We start from the raw sequence: 8,297 nt of genomic DNA, 5'->3' as shown, positions 1-8,297 counted from the left end.
GGCCAGCTCCAACGAGCTTTATAGCGAGGGGAATGATTGGTTTTTGTATAGGAGGAGGAACTCATGCCGCGATAATGGGCTCTGGTGATAGGCGTCTCCGAACGCTGGAAACCTTAACCCGCCGCAATAGTTCGTTCAACAATGATATCTCTTCCCGCGCGCGGTCAGGTGCGACGGCGGCAAGTCTGAAGGCAAGTTGTATGAAAAGCGTAAATCGCCAGGAAGCGATCCGCCAGAACGAAAGCTTAACGTAATAAATAAGCGTACGATTCCAGGTCACAAGGAATGGCAAAGAGAAGGGCAAAGCGTCTTCTTCCATTATCCAACCCGCCGATGGAGATTGTGTGAAATGAGCGAAAGCACTCTGCGCATGCTGACCCGCTATAACCGCTGGGCCAACCAGCGCATCTATGACGGCGTCGCCGCCCTACCGGCCGACGAGGCGCTCAAGCCGCGCAAGACGGTCTTCGGCAACATCGTCCACACACTGAGTCACAATTATGTCATCGGTGAGATATTCCGTGCGCATCTGGAAGGACGCGAGCATGGTTTTTCGAGCCGTAATTTCAGCGAACCTGTGCCGCTCGCCAAACTAGGGAAGATGCAGCAGGAGATGGACGCCTGGTATGTCGCGTGCAGCGATGCATTGACGCCGCAGGACGCGGACGAGTTGGTGCAATTCCGTTTTGTGGGCGGCGGCGAGGGCGCCATGACGCGCAGCGAGATGCTGCTGCATGTGGTCAATCACACGACTTATCACCGTGGCTTCATCGCGGATATGTTCTGCCAGGTTCCAGGCAAGGCGCCTGTCACCGATCTGCCGGTCTATCTACGCGAGGAGCGCGCGGCTCGCGCTCTCCTTTGAACGTGCCCTGGTAACCCGGACTGCGCGCTAGCTACGGATCAAACCTGTCAATGGTTGCGTGGACCCCGCTTGCGCAAATAGCGCAGCGGCGGTCCGATGCGGATCGAGCCCGAGGCTCTCGCTGGCGGCGCCGGCGATCAGACCGTCCAGTCCAGTGGTGGGCCTAAGGTCACGCGCCTGATAAAGATCGCTGGACCTCAGGCCGGGCCAGTCCGCGAGCACGCGTCCGCCGTTCACGGCTCCGCCCACCAGCATCGCCACCGAGCCCGTTCCATGGTCCGTACCGCCCGTTCCGTTGGCAGCCGCCGTACGGCCGAACTCCGTGGCAACCAGTACAGTTGTCTTGTCCCACAGCGGCCCGAGGCCGTCACGCAACGACGCGAGCATCGTATCGAGCGCTTTCAGTTGATTCGCGAGACGCGGGTTCTGCGCGCTATGTGTATCCCAGCCACCGGTTTCGATCATCGCCAGGCGCGGGCCGTCGTTGCGGGCCAGAAAGCTCGCGGCGAGCTTGCCGAGGCTGGCCGGATCCTGGCGCGCACCGGCGTCACCGGCGAGGCCGCGCGCCGCCATCGCCGATTCCCATAGCGGCCGCAATTGCGCATCCTGGTTGTAAAGGTCCGAGACCCGCACGAGCAGATCGTCCGGCGCCTGCGGCAATCCGGAAGGTGCATACGACGTCACGTTGGCCGGGCCGCGCAGCGCCATCGGCACGGTCGGCGCAAATGCGATGGCGGTTTCGCGGCTGGAGGGCATCAACGCGGCCAGCCGGTTCAGCCAGCCATCCTTCACCTGATAGGGCGAGGTGCCGCCCGTCTCGAGCACGTTCTGGCCGTCGAAATGCGAGCGGTCGCGATACGGCGAAGCCACCGCATGTACGAACAGCGCCTGGCCGGACCCGTACATCTTCGCCGTTTCGACGAGCGAAGGATGCAGCGCGAAGGTGCCGTTGAGCCTAGTCGACGAGTCGACGGCGAGCGCGCCGCGCAAACTTGCATAGGACGGCTCAGCATACGGCACCACGATATTCAGGCCATCGGCGGCGCCGCGCTGGATCACGAAAACAAAGCGGCGGTCGGTCTCGACGCTGGCAAAGGCCATGTGCGGCGACACGAGAATCGCACCGGCGCCGGCAGCGGCGAAGTTGAGAAACTGACGACGGGACATCATGGCGTTTATCTCCGTTGAAAGTCGGGCGACACAAGCAGCAGCGCAATCGCAGTCGATGCGCTTTCGGCTCGCGACACCGCGGTCTCGGTCGGCGCACTGATCGAGCCGACCAGCAGCGTCTGGCCCAAGGTACGCGGGTCGAGGCGATCGCCGGCGCGTGCAGCAAAACGCTGCGCCACGTCCACCCGGCGCACCAGCGCATCGGGCGCGGCCCAGCTCGCCGCGATATCGTCGTAACCGGCGGGCGAGCCCGGCCGCCACACGGGCTGACCCAGTTGCGTCAACAACGGCGCGCTCTGCAGATCGCCGACGCCTTGCCAGCCGAGTCCGCGCATCGACGAGACGGCCCACTCCCACGGCGTTTTGAATTTCGCCGCCACGGGCGACCATGCTTCCGGTGAGTCGAGCAACGCGCGATAGACCGTCGGCAGGTCGCCGCCGCTGCGCTCGAACGCGTTGGCGAGCCGCTCGGTGACGGCAGGTGGTGGGTTGTCCGAAACAAAGTGGCGCGCAAGCTTGCCAGCGATATGTTGTGCAGTGGCCGGCGATACCGCGAGGTCGTGCAGGATCGCCAGCGCCTGATCCTCGCCCTGCTGATCGTAGCGGCGCCCCATGATGGTCCGCGAGCCCGGCTCATGCAACTGCATGCGGAACACGAAGGCGCCGGGCGCCGCGCCGTTGGGCTGCGGCCCCTTGAGGCCCGCCACGCTCCAGCCTGTCAGCGCGCGAGCGAATTCGGTCACGTCAGCCTGCGTATAGCCACTGCGCACGCCCAGCGTATGCAGCTCCATGATCTCGCGTGCGAGATTCTCGTTGAGTCCGCGTTTGTTGTCCGGATTGCGCTGCTCCGCGCGCATCGCCGCCATGCTGTCCGGGCCGACAGAGCGTGTCTGATCGAGAAAAATCTGCATCGCGGGATGCTGCTCCACCGCGACCAGCATATCGTCGAAGCGACCCAGCACGTGCGGCCGGATCGCTTCCATTTCAAACGCGCCGGCAAGCGCCGCGACTTGCGGCTTCTCTGTGGAAACCGCGAAGTGATTGGCCCAGAAATGAACCAGCCGGTCGATAAACGGTGTCGTGCTCGTCAAGGCGCTATTGACGCGCACATTCACCGCCGCGCGGTACACATCGCGGATTTCGCCGCGTATCGCCTTGTTGGCAGCCTGTTTAGCGACTTGATTGGCGGCCGCATCGGCATTCGTGCCGGCGCTGACGTTAGCGTTGACGTTCTGCTGGCGTTGCTCGCCCAGCTCGGTTGCCAGCGCGACCGCAGTCGGCTGACCCGCCCATGCCGCGGGCAACGGCTGATACTGATCGAACTGTGCGAGCAGCCATCCCCTGGGGTCGGCGGGCGGCGCGTCTTCCGGGCGGGCGCCGAGACCAAACCGGTTCAATGCAATCGCCGCGGCATTGTCGGGGGCTGACGTGATCATGCGCATTCCTTCTAGCGTTGCGTACCTTCCTTAAACGCTAGAGGCCGGTATTTCCGTCGCGTCTCGCAGGAGATATGTGATTGGTCTCCAGCTTGCTCGAAGCTCCCCCGCTTATTTACCGCTCATTCGCTCGCGGGCGCCTCGCTGGCCGCTTCGCTCGCTTGCGGCGAACTCGCCGGCTTCTTGCCCTTGGCCGCCGCAAGCGGCGGTTCACGCCACTGGCCCGCCTGCTTCAGGCCTTCAGCAAACTTGACGCGCTCATCCGCTGTGAGTGTCGTCGCAAAGTCCGCGACACTGCTTTCGACTTCGGTGCGCAGCGCGATATCGGCGTCACGCGTACGCTTGAGCGCCACATCGAGCGCGGTGCGATCGAGTTGCGGCGCAGCCAGCAAGGCCAGCACCTCATGACGTCCTTCGCGGCCCTCGCGGGCGTACTCCTTACCTTCGCGGCGCGCCTCCTTCAGTGCATCGAGGAACTGCTTCTGACGCTCGGACGAGAGTCCATCCGTGGCGAAGCGCAACGCCGTGCGCGGCTGCGGCGCCTTGGCGACAGTGTCGTGCGTGGCGAACCATTGATATGCGCCGCCCGCAATACCGCCCAACAAAAACACGTTCAATACGAACGAACCGGCCAGCAGGATTTTCCATGAACGGTCGCTCATTCGCCGCTCCAGTCGGCGCTTGAACCGCCGAAGCTCGAAGTCAGATAGGACGCCGCTTCATGCACTTGCGGCGGCGTGCCGGTCAGGACAAAAAACGATACGGCAAAGGCGCCCGCGAGACCGCCTGCCAGACCGATGCCGGCAAACGCCGCGCCCTGCCACCAGAGCCGCGTGCGCGGTTTCGGCGGATGCCGCACGGGTGCCGTGGCGACGATCCGGTCGATAAACGAACGCTCAGGCGGCGCAATGGTGTGACTTGTGAGCCAGGCATCGAGGCTAGCCGATTCGGCCAGCACGGCATCTGCCTCGCTCCGGTGCAGATCGGCCCAGTCCTCTGCCGCCGCGCGCTCCTCGTCCGGCCAGCGGCGCGGATCGGCGCCGTAGGCGTCGACGATGGTACGAAATCTCTCTGGTGTCATGGCATATCCTTGCTAAAGCCGCTGCCGGCCAGTTGTGCGCGCAGATTGCGGCGGGCGCGCGCCAGCAAACTTTCGAGGGCGTCGACGGTGATGCCCATCAGCGCGGCAGCTTCGATATTCGAGAGCTCCTGGTAATAGTTCAGTACCAGAGCTTCGCGCTGCCGCACCGGCAATGCAGCAAGCGCCGTGCGCACTCGTTCGTCGCGCACACGGGCTTCGAGTTGCATGTCGGGCGAAGCGTGCGGATCGGCGGCCTCGTCGGGCAGCTCGGCTACCGAGTCTTCGCGCCGCCCGCGCAAGCGGTCGTAACACAGGTTCAGCGCCACGCGGTGAATCCACGTGTCGAATCGGGCCTCACCTTCTTTCCAGTGCGGAGCCTGTTTCCAGATGCGCACAAAGGCTTCCTGCGCCACGTCTTCCGCTTCCATACGGTCTCCCAACATGCGCGTGGCGAGCGCAAGCAGACGCGGCAGCTTGCGCGACACGAGCGTGCGCACCGCTGCCGGATCCTGCTCGCCGACCCGGGCAACCAGGTCCGCGTCGGGATCGCGCTCGCTCAAGGGGCGCCATCCCGTGGCATCCGCGGCACGTGCGGCTGCCGCCGCCGCGCCCGGACGGATCGTGTCGCGGCACGAGCTGTTCTCACTTGCCGTTGCTCCTGGAGGTGCGCGTTGCGCTTGTTTTCACTCGAGTCCTCAATATACGACGACGGCAGGGCGGTAATACGCCGGTCGCGCCGGCACTACGATAGCCGGCCAGCGTTGCCGCCGCGAGCGCCAGAATCAAAAGCATTTTCATAAAAGTCTGCTGATTTGGGTAGAAACAGCCGGGCGCACCCACGATCACCGCTGCAATCACGGATGCGCCCGGTGCAGGGGGCGTGAGCCGCTTGACGACTAACGGCTTACGCCCAGTGACCCTCTACCCAATGCCAGTTCGGGCCGTGCTGCACCCAATGGCCCGGCACCCAGTGATAACCGACCCGCACCGCCTGCCAGTGCCCCGGTATCCACGCGTATTGACCATGATCCCAACGCCAGTGGCCGCGATCCCAGACATAGCCCGCGCGCGGCGCTGGCATGACCTCGACGCGCGGCGCAGGCGGCGCCGCCGGCGCAATGATCACTTCCTGGGCGATGGCGGCAGACGCCGCCAGCGTGACCATAGCCGCGACCAGCAGCCGTGTGAGGGTGTTGTATTTCATGTAAAGCTCCCGTAGGTTTGAGTACGTTGACTATTCTTGCGATACGCGGAATGGTCCCGTTTGCTCTTAAACGCGGCGGCCGGGAAAATCCGTCGCTCATTTTTTGCTGCATCGCCTGCCAACCCTGCCAACCTTTAGCCGACCTCGATCCACCGTGCCCAAAGCCCGCCCTCCCGAACTCCCCGACGACGACGCCCACTCGCTGGCGCGGCGCTACCCACGCGGGACGCACATCGAGCCGCACTCGCACACCTGGGCGCAGGTGCTGTACGCGGTGAGCGGCGTGATGTGGGTCGAAGTCGGCCGTGAGGCGCTGGTCGTGCCGCCGCAGCGCGCGGTGTGGCTGCCGGCGGGCACCGTGCACTCGATCCACATGATGAGCGAGGTCGAGATGCGCAATATCTATCTGCACGAGCGCAACCTTAAGCATCTCAGCAAGCAGAGCGATGTCTTCGAAATCAACGGTTTGCTACGCGAGCTCATCACTTCAATCGCCGAGTACGAGCGCACTCATGTGCGTGACGGCGCGTACCTTGAAACGGCGTACAAGCTCGCCATGCTGGAACTCATGCACGCGCCGCGCTCCTCACTGCGCGTTCCGCTGCCCGATGCGTCGGATCGCCGGCTCGACGCGCTGTGCCGGGCGGTAATCGGGAATCCGTCGATCGCGGTCAGCTTCGAGCAGCATGCCGCCTCGGTCGGTGCGAGCGTGCGCACACTCGCGCGTCTGTTCACCCGCGAACTCGGCATCGGCTTCTCCGAGTGGCGTCGCCAGGTGCAACTTGCCGTGGCGGTGTCAGGGCTGGCGGAGGGCCGCCCGGTCAGCAGCATCGCGCGCTCCCTCGGTTATCTGCCGAGCAGCTTCAGCGACATGTTCCGGCGCGAGCTCGGCGCGGCGCCGACCGAATTCGACGCGCAGGAAACCCTCAGCGCGACGCATGACGAGAGCGACGCCCACGCGGGCGGCTAGCGGGTTCGGGCCACGCGAGACCTCGGCAAGCGGTGTCGGGTCCTGCCGGACGGCGCCTGGCAAGCCCTCATTCGAGCCGCATCAAGGCGCCCCGGCCTCTGTCCGAAATTCGAAAGCTCTTGTCTCAACAACGTCCGCTCGGACACCTAGAATGGTTTCAACGCTGCACCATGCAGCACCAACCGATCAGGAGTCTTGTCGATGAAAGCCATCCAGTTCAAGTCCTTTGGCAGTCCCGATGTACTCGAATACGTCGAGGTGCCCACCCCAGCGGCGGACGCAGAAAGCGCCGTCGTCCAGATCAAGAGCGCCTCGGTGAATCCGAGCGACGTGAAGAACGTCTCCGGCCACTTCGAGCAGACCGTCCTGCCGCGCACGCCGGGCCGCGACTTCAGCGGCGGCGTCGTGGCCGGTCCAGCCGAGTGGCTCGGTGCCGAAGTCTGGGGCACCGGTGGCGACATCGGCTTCACGCGCGACGGCACCCACGCCGAATTCATCAAGATTCCGCTTGCTGCGTTGTCGCGCAAGCCGAAAACGCTGAGCCACGAACAGGCGGCGGCGATTGGCGTGAACTTCGTGGTGGCGTGGCTCGGCACGGTCGACTATGCGCAACTGAAGGCCGGCGAGACGATCGCGGTGATCGGAGCCGGCGGCGGCGTGGGCGGTGCGGTGGTGCAGATCGCCAAGGCCCGCGGCTGCCGGGTGATCGGGGTCGACCGCCACGCGCCGGCGGAGGATTCGCCGGCTGGCCGCCTGATCGACGAGTTCGTGTCGTTGGACGAGCATGCGGCCGAGCGCGTCAAGGCGCTGACCGGCGGCGCCGACGTGGTGTACGACTCGGTGGGCGGCGTCACTTTCGAAACCGCGCTCGCCCTCGTCAGGCGCCGCGGCCGGGTGGTGGAGATCAGCGCGACGGGCAAGCGCCGCGTCGAGTTCGACATGATCGACTTCTACCACAACGAAACGCAATTGCTCGGCGTCGATAGCGCCAAGCTGGGGGTGGCCGAATCGGCGCCGCTGATGACGGCGCTCGTCGAAGGCTTCGAGAGCGGCGCGTTGCAGCCGCCTGTAGTCGCCGGGCGGTTCGAACTGGCACGCGCCCGCGAAGCCTACCAGGCGGTCGCCGCCGGCACGCGCGGCCGGGTCGTCATCACGATGTAAGTTGCGGTTGCTGCGGCGGTGCGAACGCCCGCCGCGCGACACCGGCAGAGGATCAAACAATCATGAAAGCGTATTTCGTCTCGTTAGCGGTGGGCGTGGTGGTCGGCCTGTTCTATAGCGTCGTCAACGTGAAGTCCCCCGCGCCGCCGACCATCGCGCTGGTCGGACTGCTCGGGATGCTCGGCGGGGAACATCTGATTCCACTGGTTCGCACGCTGATCGGTTTTAGCGTGAACTAGCCGGGCGTCGACCCCATCCCTGATAATCCTGCGGCGCAACGCACTGCGCGATCGTAAGCGCAACACGCTAAGATTGAGCCTCGCGTTGGGAGCGGCATGACTCGGTCATGCCGCCGCTGCGCCAGCCGCGCCATCGCCTGGCGCGCGCCAGGAAATTCACCAGGTTTGTCC

General features: G+C 64.9%; 11 protein-coding genes. 5 read left to right on the top strand and 6 right to left on the bottom strand.

What is annotated here, in order from left to right; all coding sequences use genetic code 11:
• Window positions 1-254: hypothetical protein (locus tag AC1ECK_RS36075; protein ID WP_480327983.1), on the top strand; the 254-nt coding region annotated here is incomplete at its 5' end.
• Between the two features lie 95 nt (window positions 255-349).
• Window positions 350-865 carry a DinB family protein gene (locus AC1ECK_RS36070; RefSeq protein WP_480327981.1) on the top strand — a complete coding sequence of 172 codons (516 nt, stop codon included), beginning with the start codon at window positions 350-352 and terminating at the stop codon, window positions 863-865.
• A gap of 27 nt (window positions 866-892) precedes the next feature.
• Here the strand turns inward: AC1ECK_RS36070 and AC1ECK_RS36065 are convergent, their stop codons facing one another.
• The 6 genes from AC1ECK_RS36065 to AC1ECK_RS36040 all read right to left on the bottom strand — a co-directional run bounded on the left by AC1ECK_RS36065 (window position 893) and on the right by AC1ECK_RS36040 (window position 5,756).
• Window positions 893-2,035 (bottom strand): DUF1501 domain-containing protein, encoded by a 1,143-nt coding sequence (locus AC1ECK_RS36065; protein ID WP_480327979.1) that lies wholly within the window; start codon window positions 2,033-2,035, stop codon window positions 893-895.
• A gap of 5 nt (window positions 2,036-2,040) precedes the next feature.
• Window positions 2,041-3,471 (bottom strand): DUF1800 domain-containing protein, encoded by a 1,431-nt coding sequence (locus tag AC1ECK_RS36060; protein ID WP_480327977.1) that lies wholly within the window; start codon window positions 3,469-3,471, stop codon window positions 2,041-2,043.
• A 122-nt stretch (window positions 3,472-3,593) separates the two neighbouring features.
• Entirely contained in the window at window positions 3,594-4,133 is a 540-nt protein-coding gene (locus AC1ECK_RS36055; RefSeq protein WP_480327975.1) for a periplasmic heavy metal sensor, read from the bottom strand.
• Complete coding sequence (locus tag AC1ECK_RS36050; protein ID WP_480327973.1) at window positions 4,130-4,552, bottom strand: hypothetical protein; 423 nt, start codon at window positions 4,550-4,552, stop codon at window positions 4,130-4,132. Before AC1ECK_RS36050 ends, AC1ECK_RS36055 begins: the two co-directional genes overlap by 4 nt.
• Window positions 4,549-5,172: an RNA polymerase sigma factor gene (locus tag AC1ECK_RS36045; RefSeq protein ID WP_480327985.1), complete on the bottom strand. Its 624-nt coding sequence runs from the start codon at window positions 5,170-5,172 to the stop codon at window positions 4,549-4,551. Before AC1ECK_RS36045 ends, AC1ECK_RS36050 begins: the two co-directional genes overlap by 4 nt.
• A 284-nt stretch (window positions 5,173-5,456) precedes the next feature.
• On the bottom strand, window positions 5,457-5,756 hold the full coding sequence (locus tag AC1ECK_RS36040) for a YXWGXW repeat-containing protein (RefSeq protein ID WP_480327971.1): 300 nt from the start codon (window positions 5,754-5,756) through the stop codon (window positions 5,457-5,459).
• Between the two features lie 154 nt (window positions 5,757-5,910).
• Between AC1ECK_RS36040 and AC1ECK_RS36035 the strand changes: the two genes are divergently transcribed.
• The 3 genes from AC1ECK_RS36035 (at window position 5,911) to AC1ECK_RS36025 (ending at window position 8,126) form a co-directional block, all read left to right on the top strand.
• Window positions 5,911-6,726 (top strand): AraC family transcriptional regulator, encoded by an 816-nt coding sequence (locus AC1ECK_RS36035; protein WP_480327969.1) that lies wholly within the window; start codon window positions 5,911-5,913, stop codon window positions 6,724-6,726.
• Window positions 6,727-6,927: 201 nt separating this feature from the next.
• Window positions 6,928-7,887: a quinone oxidoreductase family protein gene (locus tag AC1ECK_RS36030; RefSeq protein ID WP_480327967.1), complete on the top strand. Its 960-nt coding sequence runs from the start codon at window positions 6,928-6,930 to the stop codon at window positions 7,885-7,887.
• A gap of 62 nt (window positions 7,888-7,949) precedes the next feature.
• Window positions 7,950-8,126 carry a DUF1427 family protein gene (locus tag AC1ECK_RS36025; RefSeq protein WP_480327965.1) on the top strand — a complete coding sequence of 59 codons (177 nt, stop codon included), beginning with the start codon at window positions 7,950-7,952 and terminating at the stop codon, window positions 8,124-8,126.
• Window positions 8,127-8,297: the final 171 nt, after the last annotated feature.

It is taken from the genome of Paraburkholderia sp. SSBN10T (assembly GCF_056619545.1).
This window is presented reverse-complemented; position numbering and strand designations above follow the sequence as displayed.

Coding starts and splice junctions, on each gene's coding strand:
- AC1ECK_RS36070 (WP_480327981.1), top strand. CDS start 350: ATGAGCGAAAGCACTCTGCGCATGCTGACCCGCTATAACCGCTGGGCC.
- AC1ECK_RS36065 (WP_480327979.1), bottom strand. CDS start 2,035: ATGATGTCCCGTCGTCAGTTTCTCAACTTCGCCGCTGCCGGCGCCGGT.
- AC1ECK_RS36060 (WP_480327977.1), bottom strand. CDS start 3,471: ATGATCACGTCAGCCCCCGACAATGCCGCGGCGATTGCATTGAACCGG.
- AC1ECK_RS36055 (WP_480327975.1), bottom strand. CDS start 4,133: ATGAGCGACCGTTCATGGAAAATCCTGCTGGCCGGTTCGTTCGTATTG.
- AC1ECK_RS36050 (WP_480327973.1), bottom strand. CDS start 4,552: ATGACACCAGAGAGATTTCGTACCATCGTCGACGCCTACGGCGCCGAT.
- AC1ECK_RS36040 (WP_480327971.1), bottom strand. CDS start 5,756: ATGAAATACAACACCCTCACACGGCTGCTGGTCGCGGCTATGGTCACG.
- AC1ECK_RS36030 (WP_480327967.1), top strand. CDS start 6,928: ATGAAAGCCATCCAGTTCAAGTCCTTTGGCAGTCCCGATGTACTCGAA.
- AC1ECK_RS36025 (WP_480327965.1), top strand. CDS start 7,950: ATGAAAGCGTATTTCGTCTCGTTAGCGGTGGGCGTGGTGGTCGGCCTG.